Origin of the sequence: Flaviaestuariibacter amylovorans (assembly GCF_039541815.1) — a bacterium.
In the GTDB taxonomy this organism is placed as follows: Bacteria; Bacteroidota; Bacteroidia; order Chitinophagales; family Chitinophagaceae; genus Flavisolibacter; species Flavisolibacter amylovorans.
On sequence record NZ_BAABGY010000006.1, the window covers coordinates 220251 to 239188 of the forward strand.

General features: G+C 60.9%; 16 protein-coding genes and 1 tRNA gene. 9 read left to right on the forward strand and 8 right to left on the reverse strand.

The genetic code is table 11. From position 1 onward, the window contains the following. Positions 1 to 164: 164 nt before the first annotated feature. From ABD937_RS07140 to ABD937_RS07155, 4 genes are all read right to left on the reverse strand, one after another. Entirely contained in the window at positions 165 to 1586 is a 1422-nt protein-coding gene (locus tag ABD937_RS07140; RefSeq protein WP_345254645.1) for a Glu/Leu/Phe/Val family dehydrogenase, read from the reverse strand. A gap of 75 nt (positions 1587 to 1661) precedes the next feature. Continuing rightward, entirely contained in the window at positions 1662 to 1874 is a 213-nt protein-coding gene (locus ABD937_RS07145; protein WP_345254647.1) for a CcmD family protein, read from the reverse strand. After that, complete coding sequence (gene ccsA, locus ABD937_RS07150; protein ID WP_345254649.1) at positions 1871 to 2662, reverse strand: cytochrome c biogenesis protein CcsA; 792 nt, start codon at positions 2660 to 2662, stop codon at positions 1871 to 1873. The genes ABD937_RS07145 and ccsA overlap by 4 nt, the downstream gene beginning before the upstream one ends. Before the next feature lie 175 nt (positions 2663 to 2837). Continuing rightward, entirely contained in the window at positions 2838 to 3542 is a 705-nt protein-coding gene (locus ABD937_RS07155; RefSeq protein WP_345254651.1) for a heme exporter protein CcmB, read from the reverse strand. Between the two features lie 33 nt (positions 3543 to 3575). On the opposite strand from ABD937_RS07155, the gene ABD937_RS07160 reads away from it, so the two are divergent. Further along, a complete protein-coding gene (locus tag ABD937_RS07160) occupies positions 3576 to 4454 on the forward strand; it encodes a DUF6263 family protein (RefSeq protein WP_345254653.1) in 879 nt (292 codons plus the stop codon). 354 nt (positions 4455 to 4808) lie between these two features. Here ABD937_RS07160 and ABD937_RS07165 read toward each other — a convergent pair whose 3' ends face one another. Beyond that, on the reverse strand, positions 4809 to 5387 hold the full coding sequence (locus tag ABD937_RS07165) for a thymidine kinase (RefSeq protein ID WP_345254655.1): 579 nt from the start codon (positions 5385 to 5387) through the stop codon (positions 4809 to 4811). A 126-nt stretch (positions 5388 to 5513) separates the two neighbouring features. Between ABD937_RS07165 and ABD937_RS07170 the strand changes: the two genes are divergently transcribed. Next, a complete protein-coding gene (locus ABD937_RS07170) occupies positions 5514 to 6419 on the forward strand; it encodes a hypothetical protein (RefSeq protein ID WP_345254657.1) in 906 nt (301 codons plus the stop codon). Here the strand turns inward: ABD937_RS07170 and ABD937_RS07175 are convergent. After that, positions 6392 to 7636 carry a 3-deoxy-D-manno-octulosonic acid transferase gene (locus ABD937_RS07175; protein WP_345254659.1) on the reverse strand — a complete coding sequence of 415 codons (1245 nt, stop codon included), beginning with the start codon at positions 7634 to 7636 and terminating at the stop codon, positions 6392 to 6394. The genes ABD937_RS07170 and ABD937_RS07175 overlap by 28 nt on opposite strands. A gap of 103 nt (positions 7637 to 7739) precedes the next feature. Between ABD937_RS07175 and ABD937_RS07180 the strand changes: the two genes are divergently transcribed. From ABD937_RS07180 to ABD937_RS07210, 7 genes are all read left to right on the forward strand, one after another. After that, positions 7740 to 8870 (forward strand): DegT/DnrJ/EryC1/StrS family aminotransferase, encoded by a 1131-nt coding sequence (locus ABD937_RS07180; protein WP_345254660.1) that lies wholly within the window; start codon positions 7740 to 7742, stop codon positions 8868 to 8870. A 9-nt stretch (positions 8871 to 8879) separates the two neighbouring features. Beyond that, a complete protein-coding gene (locus tag ABD937_RS07185; RefSeq protein WP_345254661.1) occupies positions 8880 to 10223 on the forward strand; it encodes a UDP-glucose dehydrogenase family protein in 1344 nt (447 codons plus the stop codon). Between the two features lies 1 nt (position 10224). Further along, complete coding sequence (locus ABD937_RS07190) at positions 10225 to 11208, forward strand: UDP-glucuronic acid decarboxylase family protein (protein ID WP_345254663.1); 984 nt, start codon at positions 10225 to 10227, stop codon at positions 11206 to 11208. 16 nt (positions 11209 to 11224) lie between these two features. Then, positions 11225 to 12514 carry a nucleotide sugar dehydrogenase gene (locus ABD937_RS07195; RefSeq protein WP_345254664.1) on the forward strand — a complete coding sequence of 430 codons (1290 nt, stop codon included), beginning with the start codon at positions 11225 to 11227 and terminating at the stop codon, positions 12512 to 12514. Positions 12515 to 12640: 126 nt separating this feature from the next. Continuing rightward, positions 12641 to 13195, forward strand: coding sequence for a dTDP-4-dehydrorhamnose 3,5-epimerase (gene rfbC, locus ABD937_RS07200; protein ID WP_345254665.1), 555 nt, complete (start codon positions 12641 to 12643; stop codon positions 13193 to 13195). Continuing rightward, a complete protein-coding gene (rfbD, locus tag ABD937_RS07205; RefSeq protein ID WP_345254667.1) occupies positions 13192 to 14058 on the forward strand; it encodes a dTDP-4-dehydrorhamnose reductase in 867 nt (288 codons plus the stop codon). The genes rfbC and rfbD overlap by 4 nt, the downstream gene beginning before the upstream one ends. 53 nt (positions 14059 to 14111) lie before the next feature. Further along, complete coding sequence (locus tag ABD937_RS07210; RefSeq protein ID WP_345254669.1) at positions 14112 to 15746, forward strand: sensor histidine kinase; 1635 nt, start codon at positions 14112 to 14114, stop codon at positions 15744 to 15746. 265 nt (positions 15747 to 16011) lie between these two features. On the opposite strand, the gene ABD937_RS07215 is transcribed toward ABD937_RS07210, so the two are convergent. Together ABD937_RS07215 and cphA are read right to left on the reverse strand one after the other, a co-directional pair. Beyond that, positions 16012 to 16082: transfer RNA gene (locus ABD937_RS07215), tRNA-Gln, on the reverse strand. 100 nt (positions 16083 to 16182) lie between these two features. Then, a complete protein-coding gene (gene cphA / locus ABD937_RS07220) occupies positions 16183 to 18831 on the reverse strand; it encodes a cyanophycin synthetase (protein WP_345254671.1) in 2649 nt (882 codons plus the stop codon). Positions 18832 to 18938 lie beyond the last annotated feature (107 nt).

The following is an 18938-nucleotide window of genomic DNA, read 5'->3' on the forward strand; positions in this document are numbered from 1 at the left end:
CCGTGTCGTTGCGCATAGAGGCAGCTTGCAGCCGACTTTTTCAATATTCCACGGCATTGCGTTGAATAAGCGAGCTCGTGCAAGAAACCATAAACAAGAAGCCCCACACAAGGTGCGGGGCTCCAAAAATCTGACATCTGAAATCCGAGATCTGAGATCCTCCATTACGGGAAGATACCCAGCTCGGCATACGATGTACCCACCTTGTTGATGGCTACCACGAAGGCAGCGGTGCGCATGTCGGGGATCTGCGGGTTGGCTTTCCAGGTCTCCATGATCTCGCGGGTGGCGGTGATCATCGTTTCCTCGAGGCCGGAGTATACGAGGTCCACTTCCTCAGGGCCGTGCATGATGAACTTGCGCTCGGAGTCGCTCACCTTCTTGGCGGTCAGCTCCTCGATCTGGCCGAGGATGTGGTGGTTCATGTTCTCTGTAAAGCGCTTCTCCATACGGCCGTAGCGCACGTGGCTCAGGTTCTTCAGCCACTCGAAGTACGACACGGTAACGCCGCCGGCGTTGAGGTACATGTCGGGCACCACGAGCGTGCCTTTGGTGATGAACACCTCGTCGGCCTCGGGGGTGAGGGGGCCGTTGGCGCCTTCGCCGATGATCCGGGCCTTCACGCGGAGGGCGTTGTCGCCGTTGATCACGTTCTCGAGGGCGGCCGGGATGAGGATATCGCAATCGTGCTCGAGGGCATCGGTGTTCTTGGCGAAATTCTGGGCGCCGGGGAAGTTGAGGATGGAGCCCGACGACTTGCGGTGCTGGAACACGGCTTCCACGTCGAGGCCGTCGTTGTTATAGATGGAGCCTTCGTACTCGGCGAGTGCCACGATCTTGGCGCCTGCCTCGTGGAAGAACTTAGCAGCGTGGTAGCCTACGTTGCCGAGGCCCTGCACTACGATGCGCTTGCCGGCGAGGCCGGTGGTCAGACCGAGCTTCTCCATCACATCGGTCATGTTGCAGACCTCGCGGATGCCGTAGAAGATACCGAGGCCGGTGGCTTCGGTGCGGCCGCGTACGCCACCCTGGGTCACGGGCTTACCGGTAACGCAGCCGGCGGCGTCGATCTCACCGGGGCGCAGGCTCTGGTAGGTGTCCACGATCCAGGCCATCTCGCGCGGGCCGGTACCGTAGTCGGGGGCCGGAACGTCGGTGCCGGGGCCAATGAAGTTCTTCTTCACCAGTTCCGCGGTGTAGCGGCGGGTGATCTTCTCGAGCTCGTATACACTGTATTTCTTCGGGGCGATCTTGATGCCGCCTTTGCCGCCACCGAACGGTACGTTCACGATGGCGCACTTGTAGGTCATGAGCGCGGCGAGGGCCATCACTTCATCCTGGTTAACTTCGGCGGCGAAGCGGATGCCGCCCTTCGTAGGCGTTTTGTGCTGGGAGTGCTGCACGCGGTAGGCTTCGATGACCTCGATGCGGCCATCGTCCATACGCACGGGGAAGCGCATGGAGTACACGGAGTTACATTCCTTGATCTGCTCGAGGATACCTGGATCCCATTTGGTGAACTTGGCAGCCTTGTCAAAGCTTTTGACTACGCTCTGGTAAAAGCTGTATTCGTTGTTAGCCGACATGATAATCGTTTAGTTTAGATGTTAAGCAATCGATTAAAAGGTTATAAGGAGGGCCACCGCAGGGCGGCCGCGTAATCAGTGATAGGGTTGTTTCTCGAGGCGGCTCAGCTTGCGGTCGAGGCGCACGAGGTACAGCACGATCCCGGCAAAGATGGTGACGATGACGGCAAAGACAATAAAGATTTTACCGTTGCTGCGGAAGACGTCGGCCATCTCGGCCGTTCCGCCCTGTGCGGAGGCCCAGCCGTGGGCCATCAGGAGCGCGAGCAGGAGGAGCGCTTTTTTCATCGGTCTTTGGTTGTGTCGTTTACGGGATCGGTTTCGAGCAGGCCGCGTTGCTTCAGGTACATGAGGCGCACTTTGAGCGTGGCCATCCACACGCCGAGCAGGGTCCAGCCGGCGATGGCGGGGTAGAAGACGATGCGCATCCGCCAGTCGAGGCTCTTCGGATCGATGCCGGGGTTGTCGCTGCCTTCGCCGCCGGGGTGGAGGGAGGGCAGGAGGCGCGGGATGATCCAGATGGAGGGGAAGAGGAAGGCGAAGGCGAAGATGTTGTAGACCGCGGAGATCCGGGCTTTCTTGTCGATGTCGTTGATGGAGTCGCGCAGCACCAGGTAGGCGGCATAGATCAGGAGGGCGATGGCGGCTCCGATCAGCTTCGGCTCACGGGCGATGGCGGCGAAGTTGCCGCCGGCGGCGCCATTGGGGTCGGCCCAGGTAAAGGCGGCCCAGATGGCGCCCGTGGCGTAGCCCAGCACCCCGAACAGCATGCCCACCACCGCGTACTGGCGGGAAAGGATGTCGTATTTAAGCTCCCCTTTCGAGAGGTATTGGATGGCATGCACCACCGAGATCACGAAAAGGATCATCATCGCGAACCACATTGACACGTGGTAATACAGGTTGCGGATCGACTCGTTGATGATGGGGAGGCGCGGCACCTGGAATACCGGCAGGTCAAACACATTGAGCCCGGCCGCGAAGGCGTAGAGCAGCAGGATGACACTGAGTATTTTCCACCAGCTTTTGCGCATAAGAAAGGACGGCGGAGCCGCCGTTTTGAAACAATGGCGCAAAAATAGGGAATGTGCTGATGTGCTAATAAGTTAATGTGCTAATTCGCGAAAACCGATCGACGATTGTTTGGGGGCATGCGGTGCGGTTCATTCGTACCTGATCACAAGTGTCCCTACGATGGCGGCAAACCGTTGCTTGTTAGCACATTAGCAGATTAACCCATTAACCCATTAGCTAGTCTTTCCACAAATACGGAAACAGGATCGACGCCAGCAGCACCACCATCACGTCCATGGCGCCGAGCATCAGCAGGGGCGTAGTGGGAAAGGTGCCCACCGTGCTGAAGGCCGCCATCGACAGCTTCATCAGCAGGATCAGCTGCGGGATGATGATCGGGAAGCCCATGATGGCCATGATGGCCGCATTCTGCTGCGCCTTGGCCGCGATGGCTGCCAGGAAGGTGAAGACCAGCGAGAGCGACACCCCTCCGAGCAGCACGAGCCCGAAGAAGGGACCGGGACGCAGCACCGGGTGCTCCAGGAAAAGCGAAAAGAGCCCGTAGGAGAGCGTGCTCATGGCCAGCATCAGCAGCGCGTTGAAGAGCAGCTTTGACAGCACGAAATACACCGGGCTCACGAGCGTGCCGTAATACAGCATCCGCCCCGGCGCCTCCTGCAGGAAGCTCTTGGCCACGGCATTGATGCAGATAAAGAGCTGCACCACCCAGAAGAGGCCGTTCCAGACGCGCGACTCCGGCGACTCGAGCGCCATGTATAAGACGAAGATGGTGGCGCCGATATACAGCACGACGCCGTAGAAGCTGTATTGCTGCCGCAGCTCCAGGAGCAGGTCTTTGCGGAACAGCGCGCCTATTTGCGAAAGGGAACCGATGGGGTGATTTTTGGCGAAAATAGCGCCTCCCTGCGTCCCCCTGTCCAAAATGTTCTATTTTACCGGCCTCAAAACCCGGATATGAAACTAATCAGACTTTTGGCGGGCGCAGGGCTTTGCCTCACGCTGGCGCACTGTAGCGACTCGTCGAAGAACAACGCTTCCGACAATTTTGCCTTCAACCTGCCCAAGGGCAAGACCTTCCTCTATTCCGTCGATTACACCATCGGCCAGGAGGTGCAAGGGCAAACGATCAACTCCAGGATCCAGGGCGACTACTCGATGGAAGTGACCGACGAGACCGATTCCCTGAAGACCCTGCGCATGACCTACGACCGCATCGCCATGAATATGGTGACGCCGGATCAGACCATCACCGTCGATTCCGACAAAGGCGACACCGCCACGGGTACCGCCGAAGCCGCCAACATGCAGGGCATGATGAACAAGATGTTCCGCAGCATGAAGGGCAAGGCCTTTACCATGAAGGTGAACCGCGAGGGCAAGGTGGTGTCCATCGAGGGCATGCAGCAGATGGCCGACGCCGTGGTGAATTCAATGGGACTTCCCGAGGAAGCCCGTGCCGGCGTGCTGCAGGGCTTCTCCCAGCAGTTCAACGACGAGAGCCTGAAGGAGACCTTTTCGCAATCGTTCAACATTTTCCCGAACAAGCCCGTGAAAGTGGGCGACACCTGGACGCGTACCTTCGCCGGCGAGCGCACCCCGCTCAACACGAAAACCACGTACACGGTGAAGGCCATCGAGGGCGGCAACGTAGTGCTCGACGCGAAATCGGACGTGAGCATGACGGGCCAGCAGTCCATGAAAGGCGTCCAGACCGGCACGATGCGCGTAGACGGAAAGACGGGCCTCGTGCTTAACGGCGAGGTGAACCTGGCGCTCGAAGGACCGATGAAGATGACCTCCAAAGGCACCTTCACCGGCAAGCCCAAATCGTAAGGACGTATCGTTTGCTGCTATATGACGAAAGAGCCCTCCGGGGCTTTTTTTGTGAGCGGGTGAGCGGGTGAGCGGGTGAGCAGGTGAGCGGGTGAGAAGATGAACCCGGTAACGCATTTTACAGTCAGAGATAACCAACCAGCCCACGCCTTCCACCGTAGGTTTCAATAGGTACCAGCCCACACCGTTAGCCAAGAACTCCACGAAACCGATCACTTCGCGTAACGGGGGAGATTGTCCCGAGGCTTCGGGACGCTGTGCTCGCAATGACTTCCCAGCCGCGCAATGACTCATGCGTTGTAAGCGACCCCTTACCAATAAGCCAATAGACCAATAAACAGCCGCGAAGCGGCCTCACGATATGGCCCCATCCAGCTGGTAACACCGACGGCAGCGCGGCTCGTACACGTCCTTCTCGCCGAGCATGATGCGGTCTTCGTTGGGGATCTTGCGGTAGGAGTAGTTGGCGATGTTGCCGCACTGCATGCAGATGGCGTGCAGCTTCGTGATGTAGTCGGCCTTGGCGAGCAGGAAGGGCATCTGCCCGAAAGGCTTGCCCATAAAGTCCATGTCGAGGCCGGCCACGATGACCCGGATGCCGCGGCAGGCGAGCTGCTCGCACACGTCGGGCAGGCCGTCGTCGAAGAACTGCGCCTCGTCGATGCCCACCACGTCGCAGTCCTGGGCCATCAGCAGGATCTTCCCCGAATGATCCACGGGCGTGGAGTGGATGTAGCTCTCATCGTGCGACACGATCTTCACCTCGTCGTAGCGCACGTCGATGGCGGGCTTGAAGATCTCCACTTTCATCTTCGCGATCTTGGCGCGCTTCAGGCGCCGGATCAGCTCCTCCGTCTTACCGGAAAACATCGACCCGCATACCACTTCGATCCATCCGCCGCATTCACCTTTAATATGGGGTTCGATAAACATATCCCGTAATTTTTGACGCTTGTTTAAGTGGGGTTCGTACTTTTAGCCACGGTGTCCCCGAGGGCCTCATTATCTATTTTCGAGGGGCGCCAAAACTACTGGAAACTAATGGAACGTGTCCGTGTTTTGATCCAAAAATTAGCAGCACAGGAAGCCGGCGGCGCCACGCCCGCACAACTGCTGCAGACCGTGCAGGAATTACACGCCGCCCTGGGGGCGCAACAGCAGCAGGCAGCCCTGCCGGCCGGTGGCCGCGTGGCGGTACTGATGCCCGCGCTGCCCGTAGCCGCTGCCGTTGCTGCCGTACCGGCTCCGCAGCAGGAGCCTGCCCCCGTAAACCCCGCGCCCGTTTTTGTGGAGACGCCCGCAGCTGCGGAACCGGACGCACCGGCACCCATCGTCCCGGTAGCCGCGCCGCCGGCCGAAGTGCCGGCAGCACCGGTGGAGGCACCTCCGGTGCCCGAGCCGCCTGCCCCGGAGCCGGCAGCGCCGGCTCCTTCAGCACCGGAGCCCTATGTGCTGCAAAAGCCCGAGGTCATTGCGCCGGCCCCGCCCGCTCAGCCGGCCTATGTGCCCCCGGCTTACGAGCCCCCGCCGCCCGCCTACACGCCTCCGCCCACCCCGCCGCCCTCGGCTTATACGACACCCGCCTTCAACCCGCTCGAGGAGGTACCCACCCTTGCGCAGCAGGCTCCTTCCCCGGAGGTGCACCGCGCCCTCGGCGAGGGCGGTGCCTCGCTCAACGACAGACTGAAGCAGGAGCATGTGGAATTGGGGAAAAAGCTGACCGGCGGCCCGATCAAGGACCTGCGCAAAGGCATCTCGCTCAACGACCGCTACCTGTTCATCTCCGAGCTGTTCCGCGGCGACGAGGCCATGTACGAGCGCAGCATCAAGACCATCAACGGCTTTCATATCCTGCCGGAGGCGGAATACTGGATCAACCGCGAATTGAAGCTGAAACTGGGCTGGCCCGACGGCAGCGAGACGGTGCAGCAGTTCGATCAGCTCGTAAGAAGACGCTTTTCCTGAATGAAGGCGACCACGCGGCCCGTGGCACCGATGTTTTCCCGCACATAGCGCGCGGCGGCTTCGCCTACCTGTGCCCCGTGCTCGGGGTGTTCGTACAGGCTGTCGATCCGCTGCTGCAGCTTTTCGGCATTGTTGACCGACTCCGCGGCGCCGGCTTCGATCAGCCCCACCGCTTCCCGGAACTTCTGGTAATTCGGTCCGAAGTACACCGGCTTGCCCCAGGCGGCCGCCTCCAGCGTATTGTGGATCCCGCTCTTGTTGTAGCCCCCGCCGATATAGGTGACGTGCCCATAGCGGTACAGCCGCGACAGCATCCCGATGTTATCGATCAGCAGCACCCGCGCGGCCGGACCCGCCCCGCCCGCCTGCAACGCACTGTACGTCACGGCCTCGCCGGGAAATAGCTCCCGGAGCCGGGTGATGTTGGCAGTGCTGATCTCGTGGGGGGCGATGATCATCCGCACGTGGGAAGAAAGGCCCGCGAGCACCTGCTCGTCCTCGGTCCAGGTGCTGCCGGCCACGAGCACCGGACCTTCGCCCTGCACAAATGCCTCGATGAGCGGGAGGGGAGCGGGCGCCTCGGTAATGGTGGCCACCCGGTCGAAGCGGGTATCGCCGTTGGCGGAAGCCCGGGTAATGCCGATGGTCTTTAATAAGTCGACGGACGCTTCGTCCTGCACAAAGAGCCAGGTGAAATAAGTGAGCATCCGGCGGTGGAGCCCGCCATACCATCTAAAGAAGGCCTGTTGGCGCCGGAAGATGGCCGAAACCATCAGGAGCGGGATGCCCGCTTCGTACACGGCACGGAGGTGGCGGTACCAGTAATCGTACTTGATAAAGATGACGAGGGAAGGCTTGGTGAGGGCCAGGAAGCGGCGCGCATTCCGGGCGGTGTCGAGCGGGAGGTACACGATGTGGTCGGCACCCTTGTATTTTTTCCCCACCCCGAAGCCGGACGGTGAAAAGAACGAGACGAGGATGAGGTGGCCCGGGAATTGCAGCCTGAGGGCTTCCAGTACTGGCTTCCCCTGTTCGAATTCCCCGGCCGACGCGCAATGCATCCAGATCAGCGGTGCGGTGTTGCCGGCCAGTTCCTTTTCGAGTTGCTGCGCCCAATTCCGCCGCCCTTCCACCCAGGCCCTTGCCTTGGACGAGAAGAGTCCGGCAATGCGGACGCCGACAGCGAAAAGGGCGATGAAAACAGGGTAAAACAGCACCGGAGCCCGGTTAGTAGGGGCAGGGACAAAAGTAGGGGCTTCCCCTTGTTCCCACCCATATTTTCCTATTTTTGCGCCACTTTTTACCAAACCGCCCTTCGTTATGCGCACCATCCAGATGGTTGATCTGAAGCAACAATACCTGAAGATCAAAGAAGAGATCGACGCAGCTGTGCTGGGGGTGCTCGACAGTACCGGCTTCATCAACGGTCCGGCCGTCGGGCGCTTCGCCGAAGCCCTCTCGGCTTACAACGGCAGCAAGCACGTGATCCCCTGCGCCAACGGTACCGATGCCCTGCAGATCGCCATGATGGCCCTCGGCCTCGAGCCCGGCGACGAAGTGATCACCCCTTCCTTTACCTATATCGCCACCACCGAGGTCATCGCCCTGCTGCGCCTGACACCCTTGTTCGTGGACGTAGACCCGAAGACCTTCTGCATCGACCCGGCCGCCATCGAAAAGGCCATCACGCCGAAGACCAAAGCCATCGTGCCGGTGCACCTCTACGGGCAGGCGGCCCACATGGAGGCCATCATGAAGATCGCCGAAGCCCATAAGCTGCACGTGATCGAGGATAATGCCCAGGCCATCGGCTCCGACTACTATTACAGCGACGGCCGCACCGTCAAGACCGGCGCCATCGGCACCGTGAGCGGCACCTCGTTCTTTCCTTCGAAAAACCTCGGCTGCTACGGCGACGGCGGCGCCATCTTCACCAACGACGACGCCCTCGCCGCCCAGCTCCGGATGGTGGCCAACCACGGCCAGAGCAAGCGCTACTACCACGACGTGGTGGGCTGCAACAGCCGCCTCGACACCATCCAGGCCGCCGTCCTCGAGATCAAGCTCAAGCACCTGGACCGCTATATCGACGCGCGCATCAAGGTGGCCGATGCCTATGATGCCGCATTCGCCAACCACCCGAAGATCACCACACCCTTCCGCGCCGCTTACGGCAAGCACGTCTTCCACCAGTATACCCTGCTGCTCGAAGGCGTGGACCGCAACGGCCTCGTCGACTACCTCGCCACACAGGGCGTGCCCTCGATGATCTATTATCCCGTGCCGGCCCATCGCCAGCAGATGTTCTCCTCCTTCAACCTCCCGGAAACCGAGCTGCCCGTCACCGACTGGCTCACCGAGCGCGTCGTGTCGCTGCCGATCCACACCGAGATGGAAGAAGACCAGCAGCAGCACATCATTCAATCCGTCCTTAACTATATAAACCAATAAAGACTTAACATGAAAATTGCGGTAGTAGGAACCGGCTACGTAGGCCTTGTAACAGGCACTTGTTTCGCCGAGACCGGCAACACGGTCACCTGTGTTGACATCGACCAGGAAAAAGTAGACAAGCTCTCCAACGGCCAGATCACGATCTATGAGCCGGGACTGGAGAAGATCTTCCAGCGTAACCTCAAGGAGGAGCGACTGGTGTTCACCACCAACCTCGCCGACGGCATCCGCGACGCGGAGATCGTGTTCCTGGCCCTCCCGACGCCTCCCGGCGAAGACGGCTCAGCCGACCTCAAGTACGTGCTCGGCGTGGCCAAGGAGATCGGCAAGCTGCTTACCGACTATAAGGTGATCGTGAACAAGAGCACCGTGCCGGTAGGCACCGCCAAGAAGGTGCGCGACGCCATCGCCGAAAATTGCAAAGTAGAATACGACGTGATCTCCAACCCCGAGTTCCTGCGCGAAGGCGTGGCCGTGGAGGACTTCATGAAGCCCGACCGCGTCGTGATCGGCACCACCTCCGAGCGCGCCCGCAAGGTGATGAGCGACCTGTATGCACCCTTCGTGCGCCAGGGCAACCCCGTCATCTTCATGGACGAAGCCTCTTCGGAGCTTACGAAATACGCCGCCAACTCCTTCCTCGCCGTGAAGATCTCCTTCATGAACGAGATCGCGCGCCTCTGCGAGAAGCTCGGCGCCGACGTAGACATGGTGCGCCGCGGCATCGGCTCCGACGACCGCATCGGCAAGCGCTTCCTCTTCCCCGGCATCGGCTACGGCGGCTCCTGCTTCCCCAAGGACGTGCAGGCGCTCGTACGCTCCGCCCACGAGGTACAGTATGACTTCCGCATCCTGGAATCCGTAATGGCCGTGAACGAAGACCAGAAGACCTTCCTGGTACCCAAGATCAAGAAATACTTCGGCGACTCGCTGCTGGGCAAGCACTTTGCCCTCTGGGGACTGGCCTTCAAGCCCAATACCGACGACATCCGCGAGGCCCCGGCCCTCTACATCATCAAGGCCCTCATCGGCGAAGGCGCCACCGTAACGGTGTTCGACCCCGAAGCCATGAACAACGTGCGCAAGGTGATGGACAACGTGATCAACTACGCCGAAAGCCAGTACGAAGCCCTCGACGGCGCCGACGCCCTCATCATCGCCACCGAGTGGAACGAGTTCCGCACGCCCGACTTCGGCCGCATCAAAGAGCGGATGAAGGGCAACGCCATCTTCGACGGCCGCAACCTCTTCGACCTCGGCGAGATCGAGAAGCTCGGCTTCCACTACGAGAGCATCGGCCGTAAGCCGGTGGCCGCCCCCGTAACCGAATCCACACCCGTAACCGCATAACATGGAACAAAAACGCGTACTCATCACCGGGGCCGCCGGCTTCCTGGGCTCGCACCTCTGCGACCGCTTCATCAAGGAAGGCTTCCATGTAGTGGGCATGGACAACCTGATCACCGGCGACCTGAAAAATATCGAGCACCTCTTCCCGCTGCCGCAGTTCGAATTCTATAACCACGATGTGACGAAGTTCATCCACGTGCCGGGCCGCATCGATTATATCCTGCACTTCGCCTCGCCGGCTTCGCCCATCGATTACCTCAAGATCCCGATCCAGACGCTGAAAGTTGGCGCCATGGGCACACACAACTGCCTCGGCCTCGCCAAGGCCAAGGGTGCGCGCATGCTGGTGGCCTCCACCTCCGAGGTGTACGGCGACCCCGTGGTGCACCCGCAGACCGAGGAGTACTGGGGCAACGTGAACCCCGTGGGCCCGCGCGGCGTGTACGACGAAGCGAAGCGCTACATGGAGTCGATCACGCGCGCTTACTACACCTTCCACGGCGTAGAGACGCGCATCGTGCGCATCTTCAACACCTATGGCCCGCGCATGCGCCTCAACGACGGCCGCGCCCTGCCGGCCTTCATCGGCCAGGCCCTCCGCGGCGAAGACCTCACCGTATTCGGCGACGGCTCGCAAACGCGCTCCTTCTGCTACGTCGACGACCTCGTGGAAGGCATCTACCGCCTCCTCATGAGCGACTACACGATGCCGGTGAACGTGGGCAACCCCGACGAGATCTCGCTGAAGGACTTCGCCGAGGAAGTGCTGAAGCTGACCGGCAATACGGTGAAGATCGTGTACAAGCCCCTGCCGCAGGACGACCCGAAGCAGCGCAAGCCGGACATCACGAAAGCCAGGGAACTCCTCGGCTGGGAGCCGAAGGTGCATCGCAGCGAAGGCCTCAAGGTTACCTACGAGTACTTCAAGAACCTCCCGAAAGAGGAATGGACCAAGCAACCCAAAGAATTCACGAAAACGAACTAAGCAACTACCAACCACCATGTACCAGGAACTCCTTGACAAGAAAGCAAAGCTCGCCGTAGTCGGTCTCGGCTATGTGGGCCTGCCGATCGCCCTTGAATTCGCGCGCCGCATCTCCGTTATCGGTTTCGATATCAACGAGAAGCGCGTGGAGCTGATGAAGCAGCACATCGACCCGAGCAATGAGCTCGAGTCCTCCGCTTTCGAAGGCACCGACATCCAGTTCACCCACACCCTCGAGGAGCTGCGCGAAGCCAACTTCTTCGTGGTGGCCGTTCCCACGCCCGTGGACGAGCACAATGTGCCCGACCTCACGCCGGTGAAGAAAGCCTCCGAAACCATCGGTAAGGTGATCAAGAAGGGCGACTATGTCGTGTTCGAATCTACCGTATATCCCGGCTGCACCGAAGAGGACTGCCTGCCGATCATCGAAAAGCTCTCCGGCCTCAAGATGGGCGTGGACTTCAAGCTGGGCTACTCGCCCGAGCGCATCAACCCGGGCGATAAGAAGCACACCATCCGCACCGTAGTGAAGGTAGCCTCCGGCTGCGACGCCGAGTCGCTCGAGGAGATCGCCAAGACCTACGAGCTGGTGGTGGATGCGGGCGTGCACCGTGCCTCCTCGATCAAGGTTGCCGAGGCCGCCAAGATCATCGAGAACACGCAGCGCGACCTCAACATCGCCCTCATGAACGAGCTCTCGATCATCTTCGACAAGATGGGCATCAACACCTACGAGGTGCTCGAGGCCGCCGGCACCAAGTGGAACTTCCTGAAGTTCTCCCCGGGCCTCGTGGGTGGTCACTGCATCGGCGTGGATCCCTACTACCTCACCTACAAGGCTTCCGAGCTGGGCTACAACTCGCGGGTCATCCTGGCCGGCCGCTACATCAACGACAACATGTCGAACTACCTTGCCCGCAAGGTGGTGCAGCACATCATCAAGAACGTGAGCGACGTCAAGAACGCGCGCGTGCTGGTGCTGGGCGCGACTTTCAAGGAGAACGTGAGCGATATCCGCAACTCCAAGGTGGCCGACGTGGTGAAGGAGCTGCAGTCGTTCTTCCTCAACGTGGAAGTGCACGACCCGTATGCCGACACCGACGAGCTCATGCACGAGTATGGCTTCGGCCTCACGCCCGAGATCGGCAAGGACTACGACGCCGTGATCGTGACCGTGTGCCACGAGCCCTACGCGGATTATGACGATGCCTTCTTCACTTCCATCACCAAGGACAATGCCCTCGTTGCCGACATCAAGGGCCTGTTCCGCAGCAAGGTGAAGAGCCGTCAGTACTTCAGCTTCTAAACGATGTTTCCCTGCCTTGCTTCTTTTTGATGCAGGGATGCCCGACAATGATTTTATCAGGCAGTTCCTCCCGATGCCTCCCGGCAGAAGGAGGAACTGTTTCTTAAGAGCCGATTGCCCAGCGATATGAACTTCAGTACATGTGCACTTCCCGGTCTCGTGGTGATCGAGCCCCGCGTTTTCGAGGACAGCCGCGGCTACTTCTACGAGGCCTACAACGAAGCGGTATTCGCAGCGCAGGGCATCGCCAACCGGTTCGTGCAGGACAACCAGTCGCAGTCGACCTATGGTGTCATCCGCGGCTTGCATTTCCAGCGGCCCCCGCATGCGCAGGCCAAGCTGATCCGCGTGATGGAGGGCACCATCCTCGACGTAGTGGTGGACATCCGTCCCGACTCGCCGACCTTCGGCCAGCATTTTTCCCTCGAGCTCTCGGCCGCCAACCGCCGCCAGCTGTTTATCCCCGCCGGCTTTGCCCACGGCTTCTCGGTGCTGTCGCCCACGGCCGCCATCCTGTATAAATGCGATCACCTGTACAACAAGGAAAGCGAAGGCGGTATCCGCTATAACGATCCGTCGCTCGCGATCGATTGGAAGGTGAATGTTGCGGAAGCCACCGTTTCGGAGCGCGACGCACAGCTTCCGCTTTTTAGCGACCTGCGTGCTACCTTCACCGCATGAAGATCCTGGTAACCGGCGCCGGCGGCCAGCTCGGCCAGGAGCTGCAGGCCCTCGCGGAGCGCTTCCCGACCTATCAATTTTCCTTTCACGACCGCAGCACCCTCGACCTCGGTGATCCTGTGCGTATCGCATCGGTGATCGGGGCAGCGCGCGCTGACTATTGCATCAACGCAGGCGCCTACACCGCGGTAGACAAGGCCGAGTCGGAGCCGGATGCTGCGTTCCGCGTCAATGCCGACGGCGTGGGCGCCCTCGCTGCTGCCTGCGCCGATGCCGGTACAAGGCTCCTGCACCTCTCCACCGATTATGTGTTCGACGGGAGTGCCAATACTCCGTACCGCGAGGAAGACCCGACCGGTCCCATCGGCGTCTACGGCGCCTCGAAGCGAGCAGGAGAGGAGCTATGCCTCAGAGTCAACCCCGACGCAGTGATCATCCGCACGGCCTGGGTGTATTCGGCATTCGGCCACAACTTCGTAAAAACGATGCTGCGCCTCATGCCGCAGAAGGAAAGCCTCTCCATCGTCGACGACCAGCAGGGCTGTCCTACCTATGCCGCCGACCTCGCTGCAGCACTACTCCACATCATCGGGTCCGGAACCTGGGTGCCGGGCATCTTCCACTACAGCAACGACGGACCGACTACCTGGTACCGCTTTGCTGCTGCCGTGAAAGCGCATTGCGGCTTTTCCTGCGTGCTGCGGCCCATTGCCACAGACCAGTACCCGACGCCGGCGGCGCGTCCCGCGTGGTCGGTGCTCGATACCGGGAAGATCCGGAACACCTATGGCCTCAACATCCGCAACTGGTCGGGATGCCTCTCCGAATGCCTGGCGCTGCTCCGGTGCGGGCAGCCCCTGTAGTGCGCCCGATTTGCTATCTTCGGGCTTCGCTGCTGCACCCAACTAATTGCTGAATGGAATCCGTCCTGGACTTTTTCCGTAACTTATTCGATACCTCCGACTGGCCGCCCCGCTGGCATTGCGGCCAATGGAGCGATTTTCATGGCTGGCTGTACATCATCTCCGACCTGCTGATCTGGTCGGCTTATTTCGCCATCCCGCTGGCCATCCTGCGCTTCGTGAGCCGCCGGGTGAACGCGCGCTTTACCCGTACCTATTTCCTGTTCGCCGCCTTTATCCTTGCCTGCGGCTCCACGCACCTGCTCGACGCCGTCATCTTCTGGTTCCCGGCCTACCGCCTCAGCGCGCTCGTGCGCTTCGTCACCGGTGTGGTGAGCTGGGTAACTGTATTCCACATCATCAAGCTGATGCCCACGGCCCTCAAGTTGAAGTCGCACGAGGAGCTCGAGCGCGAGGTCGCAGAGCGGCAGAAGGCCGAAGCGCAGCTGCGCCTTACCGTACAGCAACTCAACGAAGCCCAGGAGATCGCCCGCATGGGGCATTGGCAGTGGGACATCCGCACGAATTCGGTATCCTGGTCGGAAGGCATGTACAAGGTTTACGGCGTTCCGGCGCAGGGCGGCGGACTCAGCTACGAGGCCTTCCTCGACAAGGTGCACCCCGACGACCGCATCTTCGTGGACGAGGCCATCCGGCAGGCGTTCGGCACCAAGAAATTCCAGCCCTTCACCCACCGCATCCTGCAGCCCGACGGCAGCGTCAAGATGATCCAGGCGAAAGGAGAGGTGTTGCTCGACGGCGATGACCAGATCACCGGGATGATCGGTACCGGGCAAGACATCACCGACGGGTTCCAGGTACAGCAATCGCTGCGCGAGAAGTCGGCCCAGCTCGAAGCCTCCAACATCGAGCTCCAGAAGTTCGCCTACGTGGCCTCACACGACCTGCAGGAGCCGCTCCGCAAGATCCTTACCTTTTCGTCCCTGCTGCAGGCGGAAGCCGGCGTTCTCTCCGACAGGGGAAGGAGCTATCTCGAAAAGATCGACCAGTCGGCCGGACGGATGCAGCGCCTCATCGACGACATCCTGCGCTTTTCCAACCTCGGACGTGGCGAAGCCCCTGCCGAAGCGGTGGACCTGGCGCAAGTGCTGGCCGAGGTGCAGCAGGACCTGGAGTTGTCGATCGCGCAGAGTGGCGCCGTAATCGAGGTGTCGGACCTGCCTACGGTGCCCGGGAATGCTTCCCAGCTGGGCCAGCTGTTCCAGAACCTGTTGCGTAATGCCATTAAGTTCCAGCAGCCCGGAGTGGCCCCGCATATCCGCATCAACGGCGGGGTGCTGCCCCTGGCCCAGCTCCCGCCCGCCGTGCGCGAAGCGCTTGGGGAGCTTTCGCTTCCCGCGGCGGTTCGGCAGCAGCAGAAGTGGGCCGAGATCCGGGTTCAGGACAACGGCATCGGCTTCGAAGCCGAGTACGCCGGGAAGATCTTCGAGATCTTCCAGCGGCTGCACCCGGCGCATACCTACCCCGGCACGGGCATCGGCCTCGCCATCGTGAAGAAGATCGTGGAGCAGCACCATGGGTTCATCCGCGCCGAGGGACAACCCGGCGCCGGCGCCACCTTCACGGTGCTGTTGCCGATGAGCGCGCCGGTGCTGGCCGCACAGCCCGAAGGGGCAGGGAGCCGTTGATCGTGCGGCGCGGACCTCCGCTGACGCACCATTGTCTTTTCACAGATAATCAGAATGATCAAAATTGCCGTTGCAATGCGGGTAGCTAGCTGCAGCCGTGAAGTGCGGGCGCCTGCCTGTCCGTTCCGGACATCTTCGTCCGGGTCCAGGCGGGTGCCCGTATATCGTCATCCGAATGCCAGGCGTTACTGCACGGGCTCGTTGGCAGGGTCGGTCGGCGCCACGTACTGAAAACGAAAGAGCCCCGCTGTTGCGGGGCTCTTTGTTGAGCTACTAGGATTCGAACCTAGACAGACAGAACCAAAATCTGTAGTGCTACCGTTACACCATAGCTCAATCCTGTAAGGGAGTGCAAAAATAAAGGTTCACAGATTCCTACCAAAAAAAATTCGGAATCTTCTGCATAATCTTTTGATCCTCTTTACCAAAGCGCCCGTCACCCGCGCTGGGTGGCAAGCTGCGGCGCCCCGGTTTCCTCGGCTTCCCGGAGCTCCGCGATCTTCTCGAGCGTAGCCTCCACCTTGTCGCAAAGGGCCGTCACGAGGGCGCCGCGCTCGCATACATCGTAGGCGCGGCGCAGGGCAGCCGTCTCATCGTTCACCACTTCCACGGGCACTTCCTGATTCACGCTGCGGATGCCGTCCTGGAGCAATCCGGCGATCTCCTCCGCAGTGCGGCCGCGCAGGTTTTTATCCATGCGGATGATGATGTGGTCGAAAGCGCCTGCGCTGATGGCGCCGATAGCACGGATATCCTCGTCGCGCCGGTCGCCGGTGCCGGTGATGACGCCGATCTTCTGCGGGTAATTGAGCTGGCCCACGAAGTCCTTCAGCAGCTGCACGCCCGCGGGGTTGTGGGCGAAGTCGGCCAGGAAGGTACACTTGCGCAGGTGGAAGAAGTTGAGCCGTCCCGGCGTCAGCACGCCCGAGGGCTCGAAGGTGCGGAGCGCGTGGCGGATGTCCTCGATCGTAACTGCTTTGAACAGGTAGGTGGCCATCACCGCGGGCAGTACGTTGGCGATGTTGTGGGCCGCCTTGCCACCATACGTAACGGGAATATCCTTCACCGGCAGCACGCGCACCTTCCAGCTGTCTTTCATGATGGTGACGTAGCCGTTCTCGAAGATGCAGGCCTTGCCCCCCTTGGCGCAATGTTCGATCACGCGCGGGTTGTCTTCCCGCATTGAGAAGAGGGCGATCTTGCAGCTGAGGTCGTTCTTCATCTTGTAGACGAGGTCGTCGTCGGCATTGAGGATGGCGTAGCCCTTGTCGCACACGGTTTCGGGCACCACCTGCTTCACGCGCGCCATCTGCTCCACGGAGTTGATGCCGCCCATACCGAGGTGGTCGGCGGCGATGTTGGTGACGATGGCCACGTCGCACTGCTGAAAGCCGAGTCCGCCGCGCAGGATGCCGCCGCGCGCGCACTCGAGCACGGCAAAGTCCACCGTCGGGTCCTTCAGTACAAACTGTGCGGATACCGGGCCCGTCGTATCGCCCGACATCATCATCTGGTTTTGGATATAGATGCCATCCGAAGTGGTGTAGCCCACCTTGCGGCCTGCAGCGCGCACAATGGCGGCGGTGATGCGGGTGGTAGTGGTCTTGCCGTTGGTGCCGGTAATGGCGATGATGGGGATGCGGCCGTCGGCCCCCTGCGGGAAGAGCATGTCTACCACGGGCTCGGCCACGTTGCGCGGCAGGCCCTCGGAGGGCTCCACGTGCATGCGGAAGCCGGGCGCCGCGTTCACCTCGAGGATGGCGCCGCCGTTCTCCGATACGGGCTCGGAGAGGTTGGGCGCCATAATGTCGATGCCGCAGATGTCGAGCCCGATGATCTTGGCGATGCGCTCCGCCATGAAGATGTTGGCGGGATGTACCTCCTCGGTCACATCCGTAGAAGTACCGCCCGTGCTCAGGTTGGCCGTTGGCTTTAGCCACACCTCCTCGCCTTTGGCGGGAACGGTCTCGAGCGTATACCCCTTATCGTTGAGCATCTTCCAGGTAAAGTTGTCGATGGTGATCTGCGTGAGCACCTTCTCATGGCCGTAGCCGCGGCGCGGGTCCTTGTTGGTTTCGTCGATGAGCTGCTGGATCGTGCTGACACCGTCGCCCCACACAGCGGCCGGCGTGCGGCGGGCGGCGCACACGAACTTGTAGTTGATGACGAGGAGGCGGAAGTCGTAGCCCGTGATGAACTTTTCGCAGATCACGGAGCGCCCGTAGCGCTGGGCTTCCACCAGGGCTTTGAGGGCCATCTCCTCGTTGATGATGTTGGTGGTGGCGCCCTTGCCGTGGTTTCCGTCCACAGGCTTCAGCACCAGCGGGTAGCCGAGGTCGCTGATGGCTTCGCGGAGCTCTTCCTCGTTGCGGACGATGACGCCCTTGGGCACCGGCACCTCTGCGGCTTCGAGGAGCATCTTGGTATCTTCCTTATCACCGGCGAGGTCCACGGCGATGCTCGATGTAGTGGACGCGATGGTGGCGCGGATGCGCTTCTGGTGCACGCCGTAACCGAGCTGCACGAGCGAATGCCGGTTGAGCCGGATAAAGGGAATATTGCGCTTCAGCGCCTCGTTCACGATCGACCCGGTAGAGGGGCCGAGGCGCGTTTCCTCGCGGATCTCGCGGAGCTCCTGGATGTCTTTCTCGAGGTCGTACTCGGTGCCGTCGGTGAGCGCCTGGGCAATCCGTACCGCAGCTTTGGCGGCATAGGTCCCCGCTTCTTCCTCCTCGTAGTTGAACACCACGTAATACACACCCTCTTTTTCGCCGGTGCCGCGGGTGCGTCCGAAACCGCAGTTCATACCGGCGAGGGTCTGGAGCTCCAGGGCGATATGCTCCACCACATGGCCCATCCAGGTGCCTTCCTCCACGCGGTGGAAGAAGCCGCCGCGCGTGCCTTCGCTGCAACGGTGCTCGATCATCGAGGGCAGCAGTTGCTCGATCCGCTGGCGGAAGCCGGGGATCTTATGCGTGGGCTTTTGCTCGAGCTCCTCCAGGTCGAGCTTCATCTGGATCAGTTTGGGTCGGCGGACGCTCCAGTAGTTGGGGCCGCGCAGCACTTTCAATTCGAGGATCTTCATTGCAAGGGGTTAGTGTCAGCAATATACGTTAATCGGGTTTCCGTAGCTGCAATCGCCATGCCTCCCAAAATCAGGTTTTGGTGGTTTTGAAGATTCTGAAGGTTTTG